Source organism: Enterobacter sp. SST3 (assembly GCF_000286655.1).
Taxonomy (GTDB): Bacteria; Pseudomonadota; Gammaproteobacteria; order Enterobacterales; family Enterobacteriaceae; genus Enterobacter; species Enterobacter roggenkampii.
Window position 1 is genome coordinate 64,485 of record NZ_ALNS01000012.1, and the last position, 23,914, is coordinate 88,398.

Here is a 23,914-nt window from a genome sequence, read left to right on the forward strand (position 1 = left end):
AGGGGCGTGGTTTCCCACGCCCCTCGAGACTGTTAATTATTTCCAGCAGACAAGGCAGTAGTTTTTCTTACCGCGACGCAGCAGGGTGTAGCGGCCATACAGACGGTCGCCATCAACAAAGGTGTATTCCGGGTCAGCCTGCTTTTCACCGTTGATGGTGATCGCGTTTGAGGCGATGGTTTTACGCGCCTGACCGCGGGAAGGCTGCAGCTCAGAATCCACCAGCGCCTGCATCAGGTCAGCCCCTTTCTCCATCTCAACCATTGGCACGCCGTCCTGCGCCAGCTGTTCGAAGTCCGCTTCGCTCAGATCGCTCAGGGTACCGTTGAACAGGCTTGCAGTAATGCGTTTTGCCGCGGCCAGACCTTCTTCACCGTGAACCAGTTTGGTCACTTCATCTGCCAGCACGTACTGCGCGCGTGGCGCTTTACCGCTGTTCTTGTCTTCTTCTTCCAGCGCATTGATGTCTTCAATATCCATAAAGGTGAAGAACTTCAGGAAGCGATAAACATCGGCATCCGCCGTGTTGATCCAGAACTGGTAGAATTTGTACGGGCTGGTTTTCTTCGGATCGAGCCATACCGCGCCGCCTTCGGTTTTACCAAATTTGGTACCGTCAGCTTTGGTAATCAGCGGAACGGTCAGACCAAAGACCTGATTCTGGTGCAGGCGACGGGTCAGGTCGATACCGGAGGTGATATTACCCCACTGGTCAGAACCGCCAATCTGCAGGGAAACACCGTGCAGCTTGTTCAGGCAGGCAAAGTCATACCCCTGCAGCAGGTTGTAGGAGAACTCGGTAAAGGAGATACCCTGGTCGTCACGGTTCAGACGCTGCTTCACGGCCTCTTTGTTAATCATCTGGTTAACAGAGAAGTGCTTGCCGATGTCGCGCAGGAAGGTCAGCACGTTCATGCTGCCAAACCAGTCGTAGTTGTTCGCGGCAATCGCGGCGTTATCGCCACAGTTGAAGTCGAGGAACGGTGCAACCTGTTTGCGGATCTTATCGACCCACTCCTGCACGGTATCTTCGGTGTTCAGTTTACGCTCAGCGGCTTTGAAGCTTGGGTCACCAATCAGACCGGTCGCGCCGCCCACCAGGGCAACAGGCTTATGGCCCGCCATCTGGAAGCGTTTCAGGCATAACAATGGAACAAGATGCCCCAAATGCAAGCTGTCAGCGGTGGGATCGAAGCCGCAATAGAGCGCGATCGGGCCTTGCGCCAGTCGCTCTGCTAACGCTTCCTCGTCCGTCACCTGGGCCACGAGGCCCCGCTCTTGCAATTGTTTAATCAAGTTACTGCTTGCCATCAAATTCTCCATGTATAAACGACTGCACCTTTGCCGGTACACGACTTTTCGCCTGATGCGAAAGGACCATAGAATAAAGCGCAAGCGCGGTGTGCGCTAGCGCTTAAATCAACATATTTCGGGGATTACGGCGCCAGTCTGTCGATTTTCCAGCCGCCATTCTCGCGCTGGTATAAAAAGCGGTCGTGCAGGCGATGTTCGCCCCCCTGCCAGAATTCGATTTGCTCAATCGGGATGCGGAAACCACCCCAGAAGCTCGGCAGCGGGATTTCACCCTGCTGGAACTTCTGCTTCAGCTCGAGGAATTTACTTTCCAGCACGCCGCGGGCGGAAATGCGGCTGGACTGTTTTGATACCCAGGCGCCAATCTGGCTGTCACGCGGACGACTGTGGAAATACTTCACCACTTCCAGCGTCGAGAGACGTTCCGCTTTGCCGGTCACCATGACCTGACGTTCCAGCATGTGCCACGGGAACAGCAGGCTGATACGCGGATTGTTTTCCAGATGGTGCGCTTTGCGGCTGCCAAGGTTGGTATAGAACACCAGCCCTTTCTCGTCATAATGTTTGAGCAATACGATACGCTGATACGGTTGACCGTTTTCATCTACCGTTGCGACAACCATCGCCGTTGGGTCGGCAAGTTTCGCTTCGCAGGCCTGTTTCAGCCAGCGTTCAAAAAGCACGAGGGGTTCAGCGGGAAGATCCTGGCGACGCAGGCCGCCTTTGGTGTATTCACGGCGCAGATGCGCAATTTGCTGCAGTTCGTCGTTATCTGACATGGCGTTAGCTGACATTGAGAGTGGGTGGCGCTATTGTGCGCCGCCCCTGTAAAAATCTCAACGCTTCGGATTTTCGAGCTGGCAATTGTTCAGCACAATACGGTCGCGTTTGTAGACCGTGGCGCTGTCGCCTTTCGACCAGAAGACATAGATACCGTCGGTGTAGCGTGCGCCCGAGGCCGAAATGCCCTGCTTCAGCGTCAGCAATTTATTGTCGTAAACAAAACTGGCTTCCTGGCGCGGATTGTTCAGCTTCACGGTCAGCGGTTTTTCGTCGCAGCGATACTCCAGGGTATCGGTCTGCATGCGCTCAACGAGCTGGTTGTAGACGCTGCATCCTGACAGCAGCAAAGGGGCGGCAATAAGAAGAAGTTTTTTCATGGGCATATTCCGAAGACTATCCTGGTCCTGGAGGGCATGGCTGCCCCCCTGTTTCGTTCCATTCTAACGACGACGCGCCGCGCTGAATTTCAGTTAACTCTGATTATGACGCGGATTTGCCGGGAAAATCGCCCCAAGAACGCTCGCCTCGCGCGCGCCGGTTACCGACGGTAAATTGCCCGGCAGCCCGGCAACAGTGCGCCAGGCAAGCCAGGCAAAGGCCAGCGCCTCCATATCATCCCCGCTGATGCCGGCCTCATCGGTCGTCGACACTTCGGTACCCGGCAGCAGCCCGGCAAGACGCGCCATCACCAGCGGGTTACGGCTTCCCCCGCCGCACACCAGCAGGCGTTCACATCCGCCGCTAAGCAGCACCTGTTCAGAAATCGACACGGCCGTAAGCTCGGCAAGCGTCGCCTGAACATCCTGCGGCGCGAGCGCCGGGAATGACGCCAGCTGGCGCTCAAGCCAGCCAAAGTTGAAGTATTCACGCCCCGTGCTTTTCGGTGCCGGTAAGGCAAAATAAGGATCGCTCAGCATGGACTGCAGCAGCGGGAGAATCACCTTACCCTCACTCGCCCACTCCGCGTTTTTATCATACGGTTGACCGCACTGACGCCAGATCCAGGCATCCATTAACATATTGCCCGGGCCGGTATCGTAGCCGCGGACCTGCTGCCCCGGAATAAGCATCGACAGATTGGCGATCCCACCAATGTTGAGCACCATACGCCGTTCTGAAGGGTGCGCCAGCAGCGCCTGATGAAACGCGGGCACCAGCGGTGCGCCCTGTCCGCCAAGAGCAATATCGCGACGACGGAAATCGCCGACCACCGTGACGCCCGTCTTCGCCACAATCTGGTTGTTATCGCCGATTTGCAGGGTGTGCGGGGCATCGCCGATGGGTTCATGCCAGACCGTTTGTCCGTGACACCCGATGGCCACCACATCCTGCGGACGAAGATGTTCTTTTTGCATCAAAGCCTGCACCGCATCCGCAAACAGCGCCCCCAGGCGGACATCCAGCTGTCCAAGCTGCGAAAGGGTCAGCTGCTGCCCCTGACAGATACTGAGAATATCCTCTTTCAGTGAAATGGGGATTGGCCAGGTCAGGCTCGCCTGCTGCGCCACCATGTTCTCATCAATGGCAGCCAGAACGACATCTACCCCATCCAGACTGGTGCCTGACATCACACCAATGTAGCGACCCGATTTCATGCGCTTTCCTTACGTTGCGTGGGCTAAGGATATCCACTCAACCATAAACGGCGTCGCTTTGCCATCCGGCAATAATATTTTTTAACAATGTCAGACGGGTAGCGTGGGCGGATCCTGTTTATGTCTCGTTAAGTCAAATTCAAGTACAATTTTCCTATTGTTAGTGCAAAGATATGAACGATGGCCCCTTATGCCATATAATTTAGCCATAACGGATGCCCCCCATCGGGCGTTTTTGGTGAACAGGAGATTCAAATGATTTTACGTGTACTGGGCGTTTCGCTGATTGGTTTAACTCTGGCTGGCTGTGTGAATGACAGTTCACTTTCTGGCGACGTGTATAGCGCTTCTGAAGCGAAACAGGTTCAGAACGTGACTTACGGTACCGTTGTTAACGCACGCCCTGTACAGATTCAGGGTGGTGATGAAAACAACGTGATGGGCGCCATCGGCGGTGCCGTTCTGGGTGGTTTCCTGGGTAATACCGTCGGCGGCGGTACGGGCCGTTCTCTGGCAACAGCCGCAGGCGCAGTGGCCGGTGGTGTAGCAGGCCAGGGTGTTCAGGGTGCGATGAACAAAACCCAGGGCGTCGAGCTGGAAATTCGTAAAGACGACGGCAGCACCATTATGGTTGTTCAGAAACAAGGCAGCACCCGCTTCTCCGCAGGTCAGCGCGTTGTGCTGGCAAGCAACGGAAGCCAGGTGACCGTTTCTCCACGTTAATTAAAAATGGATGTGGCCATTGGGCCACATCCATTTACAAAATACATCACTTATACGAATATTTTTACAAAATATATTCACCACACAAATATTTAATCTCATCGTATATTGTCTCCGCGCAAAGTATTTATTGCATTACTTGCTTAGACTCTTCGCAATTACCTCTTCATAATTTATTTCTCATTTTGTAAAAACTTATATGCTTGCGAATAGTCGTTGTCTAAAAGGTCGTTATATCTCGTTCTGTTTCGGTTGCCTTGTCGTCATCGGAATATTACAAGCTCTCTTTTCAAAAGTGGTTGAATGGGTTCCCTCCTTCTCGCCTCTTTTGTTCCCTACGCTCACCATTTTTTTACTCGTGTTTCACCTGTTTATTGCCTGCTTTATGGCAATGAAATACTGGTGTGATAAGCGGCGGCTCTATCTGATTGCGATCGCCTTTGCCTTTGCCGGTTCGGCACTGTTGATGGTCGGAACGCTGTCCAGCTTTCCAGCGTGGCTGAACCTCTATCAGTTCAACGTCGTGAACTACAACGATGCGATGATCTACTTTATGTTCCGCCACTTTTTAATGGCGGTGTTGTTCATCGTTGCGGCAATACTCTATCCTACGCGCGATTACCCCTTTTCACGGTTGGCGCATATCTCAATTGTGAGCGGGGCGTTTCTCTTTACCGCCTGCGTTGTGGGACTGGCCTGGATATATTCCAGTCACTCGCCCTTGTTATCCATTGACCTGGTTGATAACGAAACCCGTCAGTTTATGGTGCTCTGGAGCCAATGCATAAATATTTCTTTAATTGTCTTCTGGGTGGTTTCATTAGTAACGCTGATGTTTGTCACGCGCGTGCGCAATTTATTCTGGGTAGGCGGAAATTTCCTGTGCATTTGCTATATCGTCACGCTCGCTATGCTGTTAGTAGGCGGACATGCTGAAGATATATCGTGGTATCGCGCCCGGCTATTTGAAACCGTCGCTACGCTGATGATTATTTTTGTACTGCTCTACGACGTCTTCATGCTGTACCGTGATTCCCATTTAAAATATCAGCAGTCATATCAAAATTCGATTCGCGATCCGCTTACGCGCCTGTATAACCGCAGCTATTTTTATGAATCGTTAAACCAGGCGCTGGACATGGCGAAACCCAGCCGCCCAGTTTCGGTTATCGTCAGCGATCTCGACCGCTTCAAGCGTATCAACGATAACTATGGCCACCTACAGGGAGACAAAGTCTTACAGTTTGTCGCCAATCTGCTGATGGATTCCGTACGCCCGCAGGACATCGCGGCTCGAATCGGCGGTGAGGAGTTTGTGCTGATGCTGGCCAACACCTCTTCAGATGCAGCCCACCAGGTGGCGGAACGCATTCGGTTGAAGCTAAGCAGCTTTGATAAAACCAGCAGCGGAGGGCAGCTACCTGAGCCGATTACCATCAGCATGGGAGTATTTACGGCGACGTCATCGTCCGTGACCGCAGAAGCGTGCGTGGAGAGTGCCGACAAGGCGATGTATGAGGCGAAGGAGACAGGCCGTAATCGAGTGGTGGTCTTTAAGTAAAAAAAGGCCTTGCTGTTGCAAGGCCTTAGTGTTGATCAGTCGCGAGACTGTAGCTCATGGATGTTTTGCTCAAGGCGAGCAATCAGGCTAATGAGCATTTCCAGCTCCGCCGGTGAAACGCCTGAAAGGATTTCACCGCGCGTTTTGGTAATCACAGCTTCCATTTCAGTAATGATAGGCGCCGCTTTCTCAGTGAGTTTTATCCGCTTGGCGCGACGATCGCTGGCGCAGGTTTGTCGGGAGATCAGCCCCTTCTCTTCCAGCTGGTCAAGCGTGCGCACCAGTGACGGTTGCTCAATGCCTATCGCTTTTGCCAGTTGAATTTGCGACTGGTCGGGCGGCAGCTGATGAATGTTGTGCAGCGTGACCCAATGCGTCTGCGTCAATTCCAGAGGTTTCAGGCGATGGTCAATCAGAGCACGCCAGACGCGTACCAACCTTGCCAGATCAGAACCTAATGGCGATTCCAATTTCATCTCCTTATAATTAGCTTGCTAAGTTATTATACTGATTTTAGAATAGTGTGCAGCATTTGTAATGGCAAAACAAATGCAATACTGCATTCATCTAACTCAAAAGTATGACTTACACTGAATTGTGATGCTTCTTCATACTCAGACAAGCCAACACGGCATTCTGTTCACTGCAAAGGATCTCTGCTCGTGACCTTTTTTCATCGCTCAGAGGGTTTACCCCTCCAGGACCTGATCTTCGGTGCGTCAGTCTACTTTCCCCCTCTGTTTAAGGCCGTGCTGGTGGGCTTTATTCTCTGGCTCATCGCGCATCGCCTGCTTCGCGACTGGATGTATTCCGGCGAAATCTGGCATCCCATGCTGATGGATCTTTCCCTGTTTGCCCTCTGTGTATGCCTGGGCCTTGCTGTTCTGATCGTGTGGTGACTATGCCCCTGAAAACGCTGAAGTACTTTTCCACCCTGTTTGTTCTGGTCCTTGCGCTGGTCGCCGGATGGTGGCTCTGGAATTATTACATGCAGTCACCCTGGACGCGTGACGGCAAGATTCGCGCTGAGCAGGTCAGCATTACCCCGCAGGTATCGGGAAGCATTACGTCGCTGCTGGTTAAGGATAACCAGTACGTTAAAAAGGGAGAGGTTTTATTTCGAATCGACGACACCCCGTACCATATCGCGATTCTGAATGCCCAGGCGCAGCTGGCAAAAACCCAGTCTGATCTGGCAAAGGCCAACAACGAGGCCAACCGCCGCCGTCACCTGTCGCAAAACTACATCTCCGCGGAAGATTTAGACACCGCCAACCTCAACGTTAAGGCGATGCAGGCGAGCGTCAACGTGGCTGAGGCGACGCTGAAGCAGGCGCAGTGGGAGCTGACCCAAACCGTGATTACCGCCCCTGTCGATGGATGGGTGACCAACCTTTCCGCCCGCGTGGGTAACTATGCCACCACGGGACAGCCCGTTTTCGCCCTGGTCGACAGCCACTCCTTCTACGTAGTGGGCTACTTCGAAGAGACCAAGCTTCGGCATATTCGCGAGGGATCGCCAGCAGCGATTACGCTGTACAGCGGTTCGCAAAGGTTACAGGGTCACGTCTCCAGCATTGGTCGCGCCATTTACGATCAAAGCGTTGAAACAGATTCCGGCCTGGTGCCGGATATCAAGCCGAACGTCCCCTGGGTGCGTCTCGCTCAACGCGTGCCTGTTCGCGTGGAGTTTGACCATTTACCGCAGGGCATCACGCTGGTATCCGGCACCACCTGCACTGTCTCCATCGGAACCCCTTAATGAAGCTGCAGGCGCTCTCCTGGCAAAACTCGCCGTGGATGAAAGCGACGCGTTCTCAGTGGCGCTACGCGCTGCGTAACGGCATTGCCATGTGTCTGGCGCTGACCGTCGCCTATTACCTGAACCTGGATGAGCCGTACTGGGCGATGACCTCTGCCGCAGTGGTGAGTTTTCCCACCGTTGGTGGGGTGATCAGTAAAAGCCTTGGGCGTATCGCCGGCAGCCTGCTGGGTGCCACGGCGGCGTTAATTATCGCCGGCCACACTCTGAACGACCCATGGCTGTTCCTGCTGAGCATGGCGGCATGGCTGGGATGCTGTACCTGGGCCTGCGCCCATTTCACCAACAACGTCGCCTACGCTTTCCAGCTGGCGGGCTATACCGCCGCCATTATTGCCTTCCCGGTGGTGAATGTGCTCGATACCACCGAGCTGTGGGATATTGCACAGGCGCGCGTCTGCGAAGTGATTGTCGGGATCCTCTGCGGCGGATTTATGATGATGATCCTCCCCAGCACCTCCGACGGCACCGCGCTTATCACCGCCCTCAAGACCATGCACACCCGGCTGCTTGAGCACGCGAGCCTGCTCTGGCAACCGGATACCAGCGATGAGATCCGCCTCGCGCATGAAAAGGTGATAGGACAGATCCTGACGATGAATCTGCTGCGTATTCAGGCGTTCTGGAGCCACTACCGCTTTCGCCGTCAGAACACCCTGCTTAATTATTTACTGCACCAGCAGCTGCGCATGACCAGCGCCATCTCCAGCCTGCGCCGGATGCTGCTCAACTGGCCGACGCCGCCGGAAAACACGCGCGCGGTGATAGAAACGCTGCTCGTGGCCCTTGCGCGCCCGGATGCAGACATCTACACGGTCGCGCGAATAATCGCCCCGCTCGCCCCCGTGGATGAATATGATTATCGCCATCGCGCCTTCTGGCAGCGGTTGAATTACTTTTGCCGCCTCTACCTGCGCAGCAGCCGCTGGATTAACGCGGTTGAGAACGCCACGCCGGTTACGGAGTTCAACGTTCCCGGGAGCCCGGCTCTCGCCCGCCATACTGACTACCTGGAGGCGCTGTGGAGCGGTTTTCGCACCTTTTGCGCGCTGATGCTGGTGGGCGCGTGGAGTATCACCACGCAGTGGGAGTCCGGTACGGCGGCCCTGACGCTCGCCGCCATCAGCTGCGTGCTTTACTCCGTCGCGGCCTCGCCGTTTAACTCGCTGACGCTCCTGCTGCGCACCCTGGTGCTGCTGTCGCTGTTCAGTTTCGTGGTGAAGTTTGGCCTGATGGTGCAGATAAGCGATCTCTGGCAGTTCCTGCTGTTCCTCTTTCCGCTGTTGACCACCATGCAGCTACTCAAGCTGCAGATGCCGAAGCTGGCGGGACTGTGGGGACAGCTGATTGTCTTTATGGGCTCGTTTATCTCCGTGACGAATCCACCGGTGTACGATTACGCCGATTTTCTCAATGACAACCTGGCAAAGATCCTCGGCGTGGGGCTGGCGTGGCTGGTCTTCGCGGTGCTGCGTCCCGGCTCCGATGCCCGCAAAAGCCGCAGGCATATCCGGGAGTTACGCCGGGGGTTTGTCGACCAGCTCAGCCGCAAGCCGCATCTTCGTGAGAGTGAGTATGAATCGCTGGTTTATCATCACGTCAGCCAGCTCAATAACAGCCAGGACGCGCTTTCCCGGCGCTGGCTGCTGCGCTGGGGCGTGGTGCTGCTGAACTGCTCGCACGTGGTCTGGCAGCTTCGCGGGTGGGAAACGCGTTCCGACCCGCTGTCGCAGGTGCGTGACGTTTGCATCTCCCTGCTGCGTGATGTCATGAGCGAACGCGGGGTCCAGCAGCGGCCGCTGGAAGCCACGCTGAATGAACTGCAGCGGATCTGCGATACGCTTGCACGACATCATCTCCCCGCCGCCCGCGATTTGGCCTCGATAATCTGGCGGCTGCACTGCTCGCTGTCGCAGCTGGAACAGGCACCACCGCCGGGTACGATTGGAGATCAGATCACGCCGCAGGCATAACGCGCCCCGCCGCCGCCAAGCGGTTTAGGCTGATCGGACATATTGTCGCCACCGACATGGATCATCAGCGCTTTGCCTTTCACCTCATCCAGCTTTTTCAGCCGCGGCGCGACAACGGGATCGGTGGCTTTACCGTCGTTATTGACCACCAGCACGGGCAGATCGCCCAGATGTCCCATGCCTTCCGGGCCCTCATGCTTGCCGGAGTGCTGCGGGTCAAGGTGACCGCCTGCCGCTTCCGCAGCCGACGGTTTCCCCTCTTTTAACGCGGGCTGACAGCTTCCTTTAGCGTGAACATGAAAACCATGCTCACCGGGAGGGAGTGCTTTGAGGTTGGGAGCGAACTCCAGTCCTTTATCGGTTTCCGTGATTTTCACTGTTCCGATGGACTGACCTACCCCCTGAGAGGTGACGAGATTCATTTCCACTTCGTCGCTGGCTGCCTGCGCCCCTGCGCAAACAACCAGCGCGACCATTGCCAGAGCAAAACGCTTCATATGACCTCCGCTGGTTATTTTTTGCCCCTTAAGTGTATACCAGGGGCAAAGATTTCACCGGAAAGTCATCTTCTGGCGGTTTATGGCACGTCGTAACCCAGCGCAGCCTTGCGGATGCGGAACCACTGCTGGCGGGTCATCTGCAGCTCTTCAGCGGCCAGTGCAGAACGCACGCGTTCAATTTTGCCAGAACCAATAATCGGCAGCGGTTTTGACGGCAGACGCAGGATCCAGGCGTAAACCACCTGTTCGATGCTCTCCGCGTTCAGCTCGCGGGCGATGGTGTCCAGCTCGTTACGCAGCGGCTGGAATTCATCATCATTGAACAGGCGTCCGCCTCCCAGGCATGACCAGGCCATCGGGCGAATGCGCAGCTGCTGCAGCTGGTCGAGAGTCCCGTCCAGCAGCAGCGGCTGATGTACCGGGGAGATCTCCACCTGGTTGGTAGCGAGGGTAAACGGCAGACGAGACTGAAGCAGCGCAAACTGCGCCGGGGTAAAGTTTGAAACGCCAAAGTGACGCACTTTGCCACTCTGATGCAGGTTCAGGAAGGCTTCAGCTACCTCGTCGGCATCCATGAGCGGGTCCGGGCGATGGATTAACAGCAGGTCGATACGGTCGGTCGCCAGGTTGACCAGAGACTGCTCAGCGCTCCTGATGATATGCGCGCTGTCGGTGATGTAATGCCCAAGGGCGTGTTCCGGTTTTGCCGTGGTGGCAATCCCGCACTTCGTGACGATCTCCATGCGGTCGCGGAGTGCCGGAACCAGCTTGAGCGCCTCGCCGAATGCGGCTTCACACTGATAGCCACCGTAAATATCCGCATGGTCGACCGTGGTAACGCCCAGATCGATATGCTCTTCAATAAAGCTCGCCAGCTGGAGGGGGGACATATTCCAGTCCATCAGACGCCAGTAGCCCATCACAAAACGGGAGAATTCTGGCCCCTGGGGGGCAAGGGTAATTCGCTGAACCATAACATTTTCCTCAAGGACGTGATGTCATGAGTATACGCAATTACCGTGTTAAAAAAGTGAAGGTTGCTGGGGTTCTTCGGTCTCACCGGCTTTGTTTGCGCGTATTTTGCGCAGAAGACGCTGACGGCAGAGGCGTAACACCTCCTGCTTTTGCGTGTCGCTAAAGTTTTGCCAGTTAAAACGCTCGTCGCGGGTACGCATGCACCCGCGGCAATATCCGCGTTCATCCACCTGACAAATCCCCCGGCACGGGCTCTGGATGGGGAAAAACTCCAGCTGCTCTGCCACACTCACCTCCGGATAACCACTCTCACCTACAGTGAAGACGCTAAACGCGCCACGTGCAAGGCCTATACCACATATTTGTGGCATTAAGGTTTCACTAATCTTCCCGCTTTATACTCGGCCCATCATGACAATGACAGGTTTACCGATCGATGTGGTTAATCAAAAAGTTACAATGTAACGACATTAAATTTACTCTGGGCTGTGCACTCTTCTTTACGCTAATCAACGGGCTGTTTATCCAGCGCAGCTGGGCCATTATTGCCCCTGCGCACCTGCACGACATCCTCTTTGCCGCGTCCGTACCGCTGGTGCTGTTTTGCGGCTGGGTGATTGTCTTTAGCCTGCTGAATATCCCCTATATCCGTAAGCCGCTGCTGATCGTCTTAACGGTCGGATGCGCCGCGGCCACCTACTTTATGTACACCTACGGCGCGGTGATCGATCAGAACATGATTGTGAACGTGTTCGAAACCAACTCTCAGGAAGCGACAGCCCTGGTGACCCCGCAGATGATTCTGTGGATTGTTATCGCAGGCCTCGTTCCCTCCGTGGTGCTGGCGTTGACCCGCATTCATACCGGGAAATGGTGGTATGCCCTGCTGACGCGCGTCGCCGCGATGCTCGGTGCCCTGCTGGTGATTATCCTGATTGCGGCGCTGTTTTATAAAGATTACGCGTCGCTGTTTCGCAACAACAAAAGCATCGTCAAAATGGTGACCCCGGCCAACTATGTCAGCGCCGTGGTGAAGTACAGCAAAATGCGCTGGTTTGCAGGCGATCAAACGCTGGTGCGGATTGGCGAAGATGCCCATAAAGGACCGTTGATTACCGGCCAGCAAAAGAAAACCGTTCTGGTGCTGGTCGTTGGGGAAGCCTCTCGCGCGGCGAACTACTCCCTGAATGGTTACGATCGTGAAACGAACCCGGAGCTGAAAAAGCAGGATGTGATTAACTTCCCGCAGGCCTCCTCTTGCGGCACCGAAACCGCCGTTTCCGTTCCGTGCATGTTCTCGGGCATGACGCGCAGCAAATACGATGCCGACCTGGCTCACCATCAGGAAGGTCTGCTCGATGTGCTGAAGCATGCGGGGATCAACCTGCTCTGGCGCGACAACGACGGCGGCTGTAAAGGCGCCTGCGATCGCGTGCCGCATACCGATATGACGCAGTGGAATCTGGATCAGTTCTGCAAAGACAAATCCTGTATTGATGATGTGAATTTCTACCGTCTGGACAACGTGCTGGATGGTCTGAAGCAGGACACGGTGCTGGTTATCCACCTGATGGGGAGCCACGGTCCGGCATACTATCGCCGTTACCCGGACAATTTCCGTAAATTCACCCCAACCTGTGACACCAATGAAATTCAGGATTGCTACCATCAGGCGCTGATGAATACCTATGACAACACCATCCTGTATACCGACAGCATGGTCAGCAAAACCATTGATGCGCTGAAAGCGCGCCAGGCAAGCATGAACACCGCCCTGATTTATCTCTCGGATCACGGCGAGTCACTGGGTGAAAGCGGCATTTATCTGCACGGTACGCCGTACATGCTGGCGCCGGAGCAGCAAACGCACATTCCGTTTATGTTCTGGCTGTCACCGGACTACGCGAAAAACTTTGGCATCAATGAACAGTGTTTACGTGACCACGCTGCAAAAAATGCGGTTTCCCAGGACAATTTGTTCTCGACCGTACTGGGTATGATGGACGTGAAATCAAACGTTTATCAACAGCAGCTGGATATTCTGAGCACATGTCGGCAATAAACTCGCTTGCATTAGACCGAACGGTCTATTAGAGTGCGGCCATGAGCAGAAATACTGAACACGATACCCGCGAACATCTCCTGGCAACCGGCGAGCGTCTTTGCATGCATCGCGGGTTTACCGGTATGGGGTTGAGCGAGTTATTAAAAACCGCTGAGGTACCGAAGGGGTCGTTTTATCACTACTTCCGGTCCAAAGAAGCCTTTGGCGTGGCAATGCTGGAGCGTCATTACGCGGGCTACCACCAGCGTCTGGCGACCCACTTTGCGTCGGGTGAAGGAAACTATCGGGATCGTGTTCTGAACTACTATCAGGAAACGCTGAACCAGTTCTGTCAGCAGGGCATTATCAGCGGATGCCTGACGGTCAAGCTGTCTGCCGAGGTGTGCGATCTTTCCGAAGATATGCGCTCGGCGATGGATAAGGGTGCCCGCGGCGTGATCGCCCTGCTGGCACAGGCGCTGGAAAAAGGCCGCGACGAAAAAACGCTGGCCTTTACCGGCGACCCCTTAATGCAGTCTCAGGTGCTCTATTCCCTGTGGTTAGGGGCCAATCTGCAGGCAAAAATTTCGCGCAGTGCCGTGCCGCTGGAAAGCGCGCTGGCACATGTGAAAAACAGCATTACTGCGCCTGGCGTATAACGGGCGCTTTTTATTTATCTTATTACTAGTCGACTGGTCTACTCAGGAGTCTTTATGTCAGCTGAAAAACTGTTTACCCCCTTGAAAGTGGGTGCCGTCACGGCGCCAAACCGCGTGTTCATGGCTCCGCTGACCCGTCTGCGCAGCATTGAGCCGGGTGACATCCCAACCCCGCTGATGGGCGAATACTACCGTCAACGCGCAAGCTCTGGCCTGATCATTACGGAAGCCACGCAGATCTCTGCTCAAGCGAAGGGTTACGCCGGTGCGCCGGGCCTCCATAGCCCGGAACAGATCGCGGCATGGCAGAAAATCACCGCGGGCGTTCACGCTGAAGAGGGCCGCATTGCGGTCCAGTTGTGGCATACCGGTCGTATCTCACACAGCAGCATCCAGCCTGGCGGTCAGGCACCGGTCTCCGCGTCGGCCCTGAGCGCCAATACCCGTACGTCCCTGCGCGATGAAAACGGCAATGCGATCCGCGTGGATACCTCTATGCCGCGCGCGCTGGAGCTGGACGAAATCCCGGGGATTGTTAACGACTTCCGTCAGGCCGTGGCCAACGCCCGTGAAGCCGGCTTTGACCTGATTGAGCTGCACTCCGCGCATGGCTACCTGCTGCACCAGTTCCTGTCACCGTCGTCAAACCATCGCACCGATCAGTACGGCGGCAGCGTCGAAAACCGCGCCCGTCTGGTGCTGGAAGTGGTGGATGCGGTATGCAAGGAGTGGAGCCCGGACCGTATCGGGATCCGCGTCTCCCCAATTGGGTCTTTCCAGAACGTCGACAACGGCCCGAACGAGGAAGCGGACGCGCTTTATCTGATTGAAGAGCTGGCCAAGCGCGGTATTGCCTATCTGCACATGTCCGAGCCTGACTGGGCTGGCGGTAAGCCTTACACTGAAGCCTTCCGCCAGAAAGTGCGCGAGCGCTTCCACGGCGTGATCATCGGTGCAGGCGCCTATACCCCAGAGAAAGCCGAAGACCTGATCGGCAAAGGGCTGATTGATGCCGTCGCGTTTGGCCGCGACTACATCGCCAACCCGGATCTGGTTGCCCGTCTGCAGAAAAAAGCGGCGCTGAACCCGCAGCGTCCGGAAAGCTTCTACGGCGGCGGCGCGGAAGGCTACACCGACTACCCTTCTCTGTAATCTCGCCATTGTTCATTGATAGCGGCGACACTTCGCCGCTATACTAAAACATCGTTTCTGTTCAAAAAGCTTTTTTATTCCATTGGTTAATGAGGAAATTATGCGCCTACTTCACACCATGCTGCGCGTTGGCGACCTGCAACGTTCAATCGATTTCTACACTAACGTCCTGGGCATGAAGCTGCTGCGCACCAGCGAAAACCCGGAATACAAATACTCGCTGGCGTTCGTGGGTTACGGCCCGGAAACGGATGAAGCGGTGATCGAGCTGACCTACAACTGGGGCGTTGACAGCTATGAGCTGGGCACGGCCTACGGCCATATCGCGCTGGAAGTGGACAACGCGGCCGACGCGTGCGAACGCATTCGCAAAAATGGCGGTAACGTTACGCGCGAAGCGGGCCCGGTAAAAGGCGGCACCACCGTGATTGCGTTTGTGGAAGATCCGGACGGTTACAAAATCGAGCTGATTGAAGCCAAAGACGCCGGTCGCGGTCTGGGCAACTGATCCCTCAGGGCGCAACGTGCGCCCGTAGTTTTACTGCATCACCCCGCAAAATTTGCCATAATGCGCTCTGCTTTTTCCCCATGTAAGAGACCCTGATGTCCGATAACGCTCAATTTAGCGGTCTGTGCGACCGTTTTCGTGGTTTTTATCCCGTTGTCATTGATGTAGAAACAGCCGGATTTAACGCTAAAACCGATGCGCTGCTCGAAATTGCCGCCATCACGCTGAAGATGGATGAACAGGGCTGGCTTACACCGGACACCACGCTGCATTTCCACGTTGAACCTTTCGAAGGGGCAAACTTACAGCCGGAAGCGCTGGCGTTTAACGGTATCGATCCGCATAACCCGTTGCGCGGTGCCGTCAGTGAATATGATGCGCTGCACGCCATTTTTAAAATGGTGCGCAAAGGCATGAAGGAGAGCAACTGCAGCCGCGCCATTATGGTGGCTCATAACGCCACCTTCGATCACAGCTTTACCATGGCCGCCGCCGAGCGGGCCGCGCTCAAGCGCAACCCCTTCCACCCGTTTGTGACCTTCGATACCGCCGCGCTGAGCGGCCTGGCGCTGGGACAAACGGTGTTATCAAAGGCCTGTATTACGGCTGGCATTCCGTTCGACGGCACGCAGGCGCACTCCGCGCTGTATGACACGGAGCGTACCGCAGAGCTGTTCTGTGAGATCGTCAACCGCTGGAAGCGTCTGGGCGGCTGGCCACTGCCGATGGATGATGAGGCCGAGCGCCAATCGTAGGTCGGGTAAGCGCAGCGCCACCCGACAAAAAAAAAGCGACCACATAGCAGGTCGCTTTTTTATTTCCGCAGAAAGTTACTCTGCGTCCGGCTCTTCCGTTTTGTACTTCGCCGCGGTTTCTTTGATCAGCTGCTGCAGTTCGCCGCGCTGATACATTTCAATCAGGATATCGCAGCCGCCAACCAGTTCACCGTCTACCCACAGCTGTGGGAAGGTCGGCCAGTTCGCGTACTTAGGCAGCTCAGCGCGGATGTCCGGGTTCTGCAGGATATCAACGTAAGCAAAACGCTCACCACAGGCAGACAGCGCCTGAACCGCTTGCGCGGAGAAGCCGCAGCTTGGCAGCTTTGGAGAACCTTTCATATACAGCAGAATCGGGTTTTCAGCGATCTGGCGCTGGATTTTTTCAATAGTGGTGCTCATGTCTTGCTTCCTTTAACTTCTGTTACGGCATTCGTCTGACATTGTAGCGGTTCAGACTGGCATCGGAAAATAACATTTTTGTCACGTATAGACATTCTACTCCGAGTGATGAAAAGTTGCATTGCAAATGGTGTTTACCCCTGCGTCAGTCAGGGTTTTGCTTAGGGAATGGGCAAATGTACGACAGAACGATGAATTTTTTTGCACTTGCTAACGAAACAGGATCGTAGATTGAAAAATGCTATTAACTTTCTGGCTTTTTATGGATTAGAATCGACGGGCTTTGTAAATCACACGCGGGTATTATTGATGACCTGCATTTATCAGGGGACTGCCCAGTGGCGCGGATAACTAAAATCTCGATCACGCTCTGTGCTTTACTGTTTACTTCACTCACCTTCACGCCAGTGGCAAACGCCTCTCAGCAGGCGCGGCATTCTGCTGTACAAAAAAACCATCTGGTGAAAGCCACAGAACGTAAGAAAAAAACCACCGCTAAGAACGACAAGAAAAAGACAACCACACAGACTAAAAAAACCGCTTCCAGCAAGACGAAAACCACCTCTTCCCGCACTGTCCACACCGCCAAAAGTAAAGCTTCGCAAACCGCCGCTAACCTCGTGACTGAAAAATGCATCGCACGTAAAGGCCATAAGGCGAAATGCACCAAGGTCACCAAAATAGCGGAAGTGCATAAAGTGCGCGTCCAGAAAGCGCAAAAAACCGCAATGAACAAGCTGATGGGGCAGATTGGCAAACCGTATCACTGGGGCGGGACTTCGCCACGTACCGGTTTTGACTGCAGCGGCCTCGTCTATTACGCCTATAAAGATCTGGTCAAGTTCCGCATTCCGCGCACCGCCAACGAGATGTACCACCTGCGCGATGCTTCCCCGGTCAACCGTGGAGAGCTGGAGAACGGCGATCTGGTCTTCTTCCGCACGCAGGGCCGCGGGACGGCTGACCACGTTGGCGTCTATGTCGGCAACGGAAAATTCATCCAGTCACCGCGTAGCGGCCAGGATATTCAGATCACCTCGCTCAGTGAAGACTACTGGGTGCGCCATTACGTCGGCGCACGCCGCGTGATGACGCCGAAAACCATTCGCTAACCCCGGCCCTGCCACACCCGTGGCAGGGTAAGTTCCTCTTTTGCATACCCTTTCAATTTGCTATCCTGTCCTTGTTGTCTGTGTGGTTATTGGCAACACAAAATACAATAAGGAGAGAAGCAATGTCGTTCGAATTACCTGCACTACCGTATGCAAAAGACGCCCTGGCCCCGCACATTTCTGCGGAAACCCTGGAATATCACTACGGCAAGCATCACCAGACGTACGTCACCAACCTGAACAACCTGATCAAGGGCACCGATTTTGAAGGCAAAACGCTGGAAGAGATCGTCCGCAGCGCTGAGGGGGGCGTATTCAACAACGCCGCTCAGGTATGGAACCACACCTTCTACTGGCACTGCCTGGCGCCAAACGCCGGTGGCGAACCTGTCGGTGAACTGGCTACCGCCATCAACGCCGCCTTTGGCAGCTTCGCGGAATTCAAAGCGAAATTCACCGATGCCGCCATCAAGAACTTCGGTTCAGGCTGGACGTGGCTGGTCAAAGAGGCGGATGGCAAACTGGCTATCGTGTCTACCTCTAACGCAGGCACCCCGCTGACCACCAGCGCGAAGCCGCTGATGACCGTGGACGTATGGGAACACGCTTACTACATCGATTACCGTAACGCGCGCCCTAACTACCTGGAGCACTTCTGGGCACTGGTTAACTGGGACTTTGTGGCGAAGAACTTCACCGCGTAAGAGACACGCAGAAGGGTTCGCCCTTCTGCGTTTTTGGTTTATTCCGCAGCGCAGGCTGCTTCTGGCTGTTTACGACCCGACATCATCACCAGCAGCAGACCGAGCGCGGCAACAATCGCCCCCATCACCGGCACAAAACTGTACCCCAGCCCACCGGAAATCACGGCCCCACCGGCCGCCGCACCGAGCGCATTGCCCAGGTTGAAAGCACCAATATTGACCGAGGATGAGAGGCCCGGCGCTTCATGCGCGACGCGCATCACGCGCATCTGCAGCGGTGGCACCACCGCGAACGTTGCAGCCCCCCAGACGACCATTGCGATCGCGGCACCAAACTCGTTGCGCGCCAGCCACGGAATGGCGATCATGATAACAATCAGCAGGGTTAAGAAGCCCTTCAGCGTTCCGCTCACGGAACGGTCGGCAAATTTCCCGCCGAGATAGTTGCCAATCGAGAAGCCCACGCCAATCAGCACCAGCATCGCGGTCACAAAGAGAGGCGTTGCGTGGGTGATGTCATGCAGCACAGGTGAAATATAGGTGTAGAGGGTAAACATCGCCCCTGCCCCCAGCACGGTGGTCAGCAGCGCAGAGAGCACCTGCGGGCGCATCAGCACCGCCAGCTCCTTACGCACTTCCGGACGTTCTCCGGCATTGCCCTTTGGCAGGGAGAAGAACAAGGCCACCATCGCGACCACGCCCAGTCCGGCCGTCGCCAGGAAGGACATCCGCCAGCCAATGACCTCGCCCAGCCAGGTTGCCGCAGGAACGCCGCCGATGTTAGCGATGGTCAGGCCCATAAACATGGTGGCTACGGCGCTGGCCTGCTTGTGTTTCGGCACCACGCTTGCCGCCACAACCGACCCCAGCCCAAAGAACGCGCCATGGTTAAGGCTGGTCAGAATACGCGACAGCATCAACGTGGTGTAGTCCGGCGAAATGGCCGAAAGCACGTTGCCGAGGGTGAAAATCGCCATCAGGAAAATCAGCGCATTGCGGCGCGCGCGGTGTGAAAGAAGAAGCGTCATCAGCGGCGCCCCCACCATCACACCAATGGCGTAGGCGCTGATTAACATGCCGGCCGCAGGGATCGAGACGTCCACGCCGCGGGCGATAACGGGCAGTAACCCCATCGGGGAAAATTCAGTGGTGCCAATCCCAAAAGCGCCAATCGCCAGGGCCAGCAGGGGAAAATTGATTTTCATGCGTCAACTCCGGATGCCGTGTCATGTGGTGACACAGAACAAAGAAGCGGAAAGCATGACATCAATCACAAAAAATGAGAAGTTAACAAAATGGCAAAAGATTTTTGCCTTAGGAGTAACAATCGGGGGGAGCGGGAGGGAGAAGGCTCTCCCTCCGCGTAAATCAGTGCAGCGCGGCCGTCAGACCCGCCGCGACAATCAGAGCCAGCACAACCACGGTGGTGAACAGCGAAAACTTCAGATCGGAACTCATCAATTTTTCTCCTTTTAATCCCCCCACGAAAAGTGAGCCTGCTCATTTTTGCATAATTTACGTCAAAAATCTTCCTGGATTTAGGCTGATAAACACTTTACCTCTTCCCCTTTTCATCAAGATAGGACAAAATTCCACGCTAAATTTATTAGCGTACCGGCCATTGACCCCCTCCTGACGTCCCGTGTCGTTTTCCCGGCGTGCCGCAATTCAAGATTGCGTGATAAGGGTGAGAGAAGGCAAACGTTTACCTTCAAGTTTTTCAGGAGTTTAGGATATGGTCTGGAGTGACATTTAATGGCAACAATTAAAGACGTAGCAAAACGCGCAAACGTTTCCACTACAACCGTATCACATGTAATTAACAAAACCCGCTTTGTGGCGGAAGAGACGCGCAACGCCGTCTGGGCAGCAATCAAAGAGCTGCACTATTCGCCAAGTGCGGTTGCGCGCAGCCTCAAGGTTAATCACACCAAATCCATTGGATTGCTGGCAACCAGCAGTGAAGCGGCCTATTTTGCCGAGATCATAGAAGCGGTAGAGAAGAACTGCTTCCAGAAAGGCTATACCCTGATTCTGGGCAACGCGTGGAACAGCATAGAAAAACAGCGTGCCTACCTGTCGATGATGGCGCAAAAGCGCGTCGATGGCCTGCTGGTCATGTGTTCCGAGTACCCGGAATCCGTGCTGTCGATGCTGGAAGAGTATCGCCATATCCCCATGGTGGTCATGGACTGGGGTGAAGCGCGCGCGGACTTCACCGACTCCGTCATCGACAACGCCTTCGAAGGCGGTTACATGGCGGGTCGTTACCTGATCGAACGCGGTCACCGCGAGATTGGCGTGATCCCCGGTCCGCTGGAGCGTAACACCGGCGCGGGCCGTCTGGCCGGTTTTATGAAAGCGATGGAAGAAGCGCTCATCACCGTGCCGGAAAACTGGATCGTGCAGGGCGACTTTGAGCCGGAATCAGGCTACCGCGCGATGCAGCAGATCGTTTCCCAGCCGCACCGCCCGACCGCCGTTTTCTGCGGCGGTGACATCATGGCCATGGGCGCGCTCTGCGCCGCCGATGAGCTGGGTCTGCGCGTACCGCAGGATATTTCCGTGATCGGGTATGACAACGTGCGTAACGCGCGCTTCTTCACCCCGGCGCTGACAACCATTCACCAGCCAAAAGATTCGCTGGGCGAAACGGCCTTCAATATGCTGCTGGACAGGATCGTCAACAAGCGCGAAGAGTCGCAGTCCATTGAAGTTCACCCGCGCCTGATTGAACGCCGTTCCGTTGCGGACGGTCCGTTCCGCGACTACCGTCGTTAATCCCTTGACGGGGCCAGCTACGCTGGCTCCCGTAACCATTCCCGGTTTAGGGTTTCGCTGTCCCCCAGATAATCCAGCAGCCAGGCCATGGCGGGCGAGACATCATTTTGTTGCCAGGTCAGGCAGCAGGCCGCGTCCGGGAACGGATTCTCCAGCGTCAGTTCAACCCATTCTCCGGTATCGATGCGCGGACGCGCAAAATGAGCGGGCACCATCGCGACGCACAGCCCGGCGCTGAGGCACGTCGCCGATGATTCCCAGTCAGGAGCCACCACCCGCCGCTGGTTGTCCAGAAGCCAGGTGATACGCTTGGGCAATGAACGGGACGTATCCTCCAGCACCAGCGACGGCCAGTTGCGCAGCGTATCGTCGCTCAGCGGACCTTCCATCGCTGCCAGAGGATGATCGCTGGCCACCACGCATTTCCAGCTCAGCATACCCATGTCGCGAAAGGCGTAACGTCCCCCGACCGGGATCGCCTGCGTCGCGCCAATCGCCATCTCCGCCCTGCCGTCCGCCAGCGCATCCCAGACGCCGTTGAACACCTCCTGCGAGACCCGTAGCTCGACGTCAGAGAAATGACGATAGAAATCCACGATCATTTGTCGGGTGCGTTCCGGCTTCACGATGTTATCTACCGCGATGGCGAGATGCCCCCGCCAGCCGTTGGCGATCTGCTGACACTGTTCGCGGGTGATCTGCATTTTTTTGATAACAGAACGCCCTTCTTTCAAAAACCATGCTCCGGCGGGCGTTAATTCCACGTCGCGATGCCGCCGTTCAAACAGCGGAACCGCCAGCCACTCCTCAAGCTGACGCACCGTGTAGCTGATGGCCGAAGGGACGCGGTGCAACTCCTGCGCTGCACCGCTAAAGCTGCCGTTACGCGCAACAGCATCGACCACTTCAAGAGAATAATCTGACCACATTTTCTGCCTGCAAAAAATTTGAATGCACCCGCCAAATATTAGCGTTTCACAAGCCGCTTTGCACTCCCTACACTCTGCGCCAACGTACACCTGCCTCCTCAGGAGAATAAAAGAATGCAACCCAGGAAAGGATTTTTAGTCTGGCTCGGCGGCTTAAGCGTGCTGGGCTTTTTGGCCACCGACATGTACCTGCCCGCGTTTGCCGCGATGCAGGAAGACCTGCAAACCCCTGCCGCGGCCATCAGCGCCAGCCTGAGCCTGTTCCTTGCCGGTTTTGCTTTCGCCCAGCTGCTCTGGGGACCGCTCTCGGATCGCTTCGGCCGTAAACCGGTGCTGCTGCTTGGTCTGGCCATTTTTGCCGTGGGCTGCCTGGGGATGCTGTGGGTACGCGATGCTACCTGGCTGCTGGTGCTGCGCTTCGTTCAGGCCGTGGGCGTCTGTGCCGCGGCGGTGACCTGGCAGGCGCTGGTCACCGACTACTACCCGGCTAATCGCACAAACCGTATTTTCGCCACCATTATGCCGCTGGTGGGCCTCTCCCCTGCCCTGGCTCCGCTGCTGGGCAGCTGGATCCTCGCGCACTTTGACTGGCAGGCCATTTTTGCCACGCTGTTTGCCATCACGCTGGTACTGATGCTGCCGGCGTTTGCCCTTAAGCCCGCGCATAAAAAAGAGGCGCATGCCGACGCGACGCCGATTACCTTCACCTCCCTGCTGAGCGCCAAAGCGTATCGAGGGAATGTCCTGATTTATGCCGCCTGTTCGGCCAGCTTCTTCGCGTGGCTCACCGGCTCGCCGTTTATTCTGCACGATATGGGCTACAGCCCGGCGGCCATCGGTCTGAGCTATGTTCCGCAGACCATCGCGTTCCTGGTGGGCGGGTACGGCTGCCGCGCGGCGCTGCAAAAATGGGAAGGTCAGCAGATGCTGCCTTGGCTGCTGGTGCTCTATGCGCTGAGCGTCATCGGCACCTGGGCCGTCGGGTTTATTCCGGGCGCGGGCCTGGCAGAAATTTTGATCCCCTTCTGCGTGATGGCCGTGGCAAACGGAGCGATCTACCCGATCGTGGTGGCACAGGCGTTACGTCCGTTCCCGCAGGCGACAGGCCGCGCCGCCGCGCTGCAAAATACCCTGCAGCTGGGTCTCTGCTTCCTCGCAAGTCTGGTGGTCTCGGCGCTGATTGCCACGCCGCTGTTGACCACCACCAGCGTGATGCTGTTCACCGTAGCGCTGGCGGTATTGGGTTTTCGCATGCAGGCGTCCGCGCAGCGCGAGCAGGATAACGGCGCGCAGGTGGAAACTTCGCATGCCTGATTGCGCCAGAAATCATGTTACATTTCAGTGATTAGGTTGCTAACAATTTTCTATTGAATCACCAAATTTTGAGGCCTATACTAAATTTGGTTCGATTAAATACGATAAATATTAAGTGTTAACGGGAGCCGGAGTGCTCCCGTTTTACCATGGAAGGCATTTCGGCAAGGGTTATCTCCCTTCCTCTGTTCTACGTCGGATACTAGCCTCGCGGTATTTACCGTGAGATTTCTCACAAACCAAAAAAAGCGTCTACGCTGTTTGAAGGTTCTGATCACATCAGGGTG

Annotated in this window: 26 protein-coding genes; 14 read left to right on the forward strand and 12 right to left on the reverse strand. The window is 55.6% G+C overall.

Annotated features, from left to right (window positions below; translation table 11 throughout):
* Nucleotides 1-36: 36 nt before the first annotated feature.
* From tyrS to anmK, 4 genes are all read right to left on the reverse strand, one after another.
* Nucleotides 37-1,311, reverse strand: coding sequence for a tyrosine--tRNA ligase (gene tyrS, locus B498_RS14940; RefSeq protein ID WP_008500574.1), 1,275 nt, complete (start codon nucleotides 1,309-1,311; stop codon nucleotides 37-39).
* Nucleotides 1,312-1,436: 125 nt separating this feature from the next.
* Nucleotides 1,437-2,093 (reverse strand): pyridoxamine 5'-phosphate oxidase, encoded by a 657-nt coding sequence (gene pdxH / locus B498_RS14935; RefSeq protein ID WP_008500575.1) that lies wholly within the window; start codon nucleotides 2,091-2,093, stop codon nucleotides 1,437-1,439.
* A gap of 57 nt (nucleotides 2,094-2,150) precedes the next feature.
* Nucleotides 2,151-2,480, reverse strand: coding sequence for a C-type lysozyme inhibitor (gene mliC / locus B498_RS14930; RefSeq protein WP_085930290.1), 330 nt, complete (start codon nucleotides 2,478-2,480; stop codon nucleotides 2,151-2,153).
* A gap of 87 nt (nucleotides 2,481-2,567) precedes the next feature.
* Complete coding sequence (gene anmK, locus B498_RS14925) at nucleotides 2,568-3,692, reverse strand: anhydro-N-acetylmuramic acid kinase (RefSeq protein WP_008500577.1); 1,125 nt, start codon at nucleotides 3,690-3,692, stop codon at nucleotides 2,568-2,570.
* Nucleotides 3,693-3,947: 255 nt separating this feature from the next.
* Here anmK and slyB point away from each other — a divergent pair, with 255 nt between their 5' ends.
* Together slyB and B498_RS14915 are read left to right on the forward strand one after the other, a co-directional pair.
* Complete coding sequence (gene slyB / locus B498_RS14920) at nucleotides 3,948-4,415, forward strand: outer membrane lipoprotein SlyB (RefSeq protein ID WP_008500578.1); 468 nt, start codon at nucleotides 3,948-3,950, stop codon at nucleotides 4,413-4,415.
* 199 nt (nucleotides 4,416-4,614) lie between these two features.
* On the forward strand, nucleotides 4,615-5,976 hold the full coding sequence (locus B498_RS14915) for a GGDEF domain-containing protein (RefSeq protein WP_008500579.1): 1,362 nt from the start codon (nucleotides 4,615-4,617) through the stop codon (nucleotides 5,974-5,976).
* 35 nt (nucleotides 5,977-6,011) lie between these two features.
* On the opposite strand, the gene slyA is transcribed toward B498_RS14915, so the two are convergent.
* Nucleotides 6,012-6,452 carry a transcriptional regulator SlyA gene (gene slyA / locus B498_RS14910; protein WP_021241135.1) on the reverse strand — a complete coding sequence of 147 codons (441 nt, stop codon included), beginning with the start codon at nucleotides 6,450-6,452 and terminating at the stop codon, nucleotides 6,012-6,014.
* 186 nt (nucleotides 6,453-6,638) lie between these two features.
* Here slyA and B498_RS14905 point away from each other — a divergent pair, with 186 nt between their 5' ends.
* The 3 genes from B498_RS14905 to B498_RS14895 are packed head-to-tail and all read left to right on the forward strand — an operon-like array spanning nucleotide 6,639 to nucleotide 9,771.
* Nucleotides 6,639-6,875 (forward strand): DUF1656 domain-containing protein, encoded by a 237-nt coding sequence (locus B498_RS14905; protein ID WP_008500581.1) that lies wholly within the window; start codon nucleotides 6,639-6,641, stop codon nucleotides 6,873-6,875.
* A gap of 2 nt (nucleotides 6,876-6,877) precedes the next feature.
* On the forward strand, nucleotides 6,878-7,738 hold the full coding sequence (locus B498_RS14900) for an HlyD family secretion protein (RefSeq protein ID WP_008500582.1): 861 nt from the start codon (nucleotides 6,878-6,880) through the stop codon (nucleotides 7,736-7,738).
* Entirely contained in the window at nucleotides 7,738-9,771 is a 2,034-nt protein-coding gene (locus B498_RS14895; RefSeq protein WP_008500583.1) for an FUSC family protein, read from the forward strand. Before B498_RS14900 ends, B498_RS14895 begins: the two co-directional genes overlap by 1 nt.
* Here the strand turns inward: B498_RS14895 and sodC are convergent.
* From sodC to B498_RS14880, 3 genes are all read right to left on the reverse strand, one after another.
* Nucleotides 9,750-10,268, reverse strand: a complete 519-nt coding sequence (sodC, locus tag B498_RS14890; protein ID WP_008500584.1) for a superoxide dismutase [Cu-Zn] SodC — start codon at nucleotides 10,266-10,268, stop codon at nucleotides 9,750-9,752. The genes B498_RS14895 and sodC overlap by 22 nt on opposite strands.
* A gap of 80 nt (nucleotides 10,269-10,348) precedes the next feature.
* On the reverse strand, nucleotides 10,349-11,245 hold the full coding sequence (locus B498_RS14885) for an aldo/keto reductase (RefSeq protein ID WP_008500585.1): 897 nt from the start codon (nucleotides 11,243-11,245) through the stop codon (nucleotides 10,349-10,351).
* A 48-nt stretch (nucleotides 11,246-11,293) separates the two neighbouring features.
* Nucleotides 11,294-11,533 (reverse strand): DUF1289 domain-containing protein, encoded by a 240-nt coding sequence (locus B498_RS14880; protein ID WP_008500587.1) that lies wholly within the window; start codon nucleotides 11,531-11,533, stop codon nucleotides 11,294-11,296.
* Between the two features lie 149 nt (nucleotides 11,534-11,682).
* On the opposite strand from B498_RS14880, the gene eptA reads away from it, so the two are divergent.
* The 5 genes from eptA to rnt all read left to right on the forward strand — a co-directional run bounded on the left by eptA (nucleotide 11,683) and on the right by rnt (nucleotide 16,364).
* Nucleotides 11,683-13,308 (forward strand): phosphoethanolamine transferase EptA, encoded by a 1,626-nt coding sequence (gene eptA / locus B498_RS14875; protein WP_008500588.1) that lies wholly within the window; start codon nucleotides 11,683-11,685, stop codon nucleotides 13,306-13,308.
* 41 nt (nucleotides 13,309-13,349) lie between these two features.
* Entirely contained in the window at nucleotides 13,350-13,949 is a 600-nt protein-coding gene (locus tag B498_RS14870) for a TetR/AcrR family transcriptional regulator (protein WP_008500589.1), read from the forward strand.
* Between the two features lie 54 nt (nucleotides 13,950-14,003).
* Nucleotides 14,004-15,101, forward strand: a complete 1,098-nt coding sequence (locus B498_RS14865; protein WP_008500590.1) for an alkene reductase — start codon at nucleotides 14,004-14,006, stop codon at nucleotides 15,099-15,101.
* Nucleotides 15,102-15,201: 100 nt separating this feature from the next.
* Nucleotides 15,202-15,609, forward strand: coding sequence for a lactoylglutathione lyase (gloA, locus tag B498_RS14860; protein WP_008500591.1), 408 nt, complete (start codon nucleotides 15,202-15,204; stop codon nucleotides 15,607-15,609).
* 95 nt (nucleotides 15,610-15,704) lie between these two features.
* On the forward strand, nucleotides 15,705-16,364 hold the full coding sequence (gene rnt / locus B498_RS14855; RefSeq protein WP_008500592.1) for a ribonuclease T: 660 nt from the start codon (nucleotides 15,705-15,707) through the stop codon (nucleotides 16,362-16,364).
* Between the two features lie 75 nt (nucleotides 16,365-16,439).
* Here rnt and grxD read toward each other — a convergent pair whose 3' ends face one another.
* A complete protein-coding gene (grxD, locus tag B498_RS14850) occupies nucleotides 16,440-16,787 on the reverse strand; it encodes a monothiol glutaredoxin 4 (protein ID WP_003832760.1) in 348 nt (115 codons plus the stop codon).
* Nucleotides 16,788-17,125: 338 nt separating this feature from the next.
* Here grxD and B498_RS14845 point away from each other — a divergent pair, with 338 nt between their 5' ends.
* Nucleotides 17,126-17,899, forward strand: coding sequence for a C40 family peptidase (locus B498_RS14845; RefSeq protein WP_008500593.1), 774 nt, complete (start codon nucleotides 17,126-17,128; stop codon nucleotides 17,897-17,899).
* Nucleotides 17,900-18,021: 122 nt separating this feature from the next.
* A complete protein-coding gene (gene sodB / locus B498_RS14840; protein ID WP_008500594.1) occupies nucleotides 18,022-18,603 on the forward strand; it encodes a superoxide dismutase [Fe] in 582 nt (193 codons plus the stop codon).
* A 38-nt stretch (nucleotides 18,604-18,641) separates the two neighbouring features.
* On the opposite strand, the gene B498_RS14835 is transcribed toward sodB, so the two are convergent.
* Both B498_RS14835 and B498_RS22855 read right to left on the reverse strand, forming a co-directional pair.
* Complete coding sequence (locus tag B498_RS14835) at nucleotides 18,642-19,808, reverse strand: MFS transporter (RefSeq protein WP_008500595.1); 1,167 nt, start codon at nucleotides 19,806-19,808, stop codon at nucleotides 18,642-18,644.
* Between the two features lie 163 nt (nucleotides 19,809-19,971).
* Nucleotides 19,972-20,061: a YnhF family membrane protein gene (locus B498_RS22855; protein WP_008500596.1), complete on the reverse strand. Its 90-nt coding sequence runs from the start codon at nucleotides 20,059-20,061 to the stop codon at nucleotides 19,972-19,974.
* A gap of 297 nt (nucleotides 20,062-20,358) precedes the next feature.
* On the opposite strand from B498_RS22855, the gene purR reads away from it, so the two are divergent.
* Entirely contained in the window at nucleotides 20,359-21,384 is a 1,026-nt protein-coding gene (gene purR, locus B498_RS14825) for an HTH-type transcriptional repressor PurR (RefSeq protein ID WP_008500597.1), read from the forward strand.
* A 17-nt stretch (nucleotides 21,385-21,401) separates the two neighbouring features.
* Here purR and punR read toward each other — a convergent pair whose 3' ends face one another.
* Nucleotides 21,402-22,313, reverse strand: coding sequence for a DNA-binding transcriptional activator PunR (gene punR / locus B498_RS14820; RefSeq protein WP_008500598.1), 912 nt, complete (start codon nucleotides 22,311-22,313; stop codon nucleotides 21,402-21,404).
* A 114-nt stretch (nucleotides 22,314-22,427) separates the two neighbouring features.
* Between punR and punC the strand changes: the two genes are divergently transcribed.
* Complete coding sequence (punC, locus tag B498_RS14815) at nucleotides 22,428-23,627, forward strand: purine nucleoside transporter PunC (RefSeq protein WP_008500599.1); 1,200 nt, start codon at nucleotides 22,428-22,430, stop codon at nucleotides 23,625-23,627.
* Nucleotides 23,628-23,914: the final 287 nt, after the last annotated feature.